1 protein-coding gene is annotated in these 314 nt (G+C 66.2%); it reads left to right on the forward strand.

Features of this window, described 5'->3' with window-relative positions; translation table 11 throughout:
* Positions 1 to 314: hypothetical protein (locus ACF8ML_RS12645; protein WP_392407210.1), on the forward strand; the 314-nt coding region annotated here is incomplete at both ends.

Raw genomic sequence — 314 nt, forward strand, 5'->3', positions numbered from 1 at the left:
CTGTACCAGTACGACCCCACAGGCAACCTCGTCGCCACGCGCGACGGCCTGCGCGGCGACAGCCAGTACCGTTACGACGCCCTGGGCCGCATCCTTGCCGCCCAGAAAAACGCTGCAGGTGGATTGCCCACCTCGGGCCGGAACCTGGAAACCTTCGCATTCGACCCCGCAGGCAACCTGCTCAACCCCAACCGTGGTGGAGACCTCAGCAGCGGCGGCACCAGCAACGAACGCGAACAGGTGCCCACCAACCGGCTCGCCGTCTACCAGGACCTGCGCTTCCAGTACGACCTGCACGGCAACATCGTGGAGCG

The sequence above is a fragment of the Delftia sp. WSY_10 genome, assembly GCF_043104705.1.
Taxonomy (GTDB): domain Bacteria; phylum Pseudomonadota; class Gammaproteobacteria; order Burkholderiales; family Burkholderiaceae_C; genus Comamonas; species Comamonas tsuruhatensis.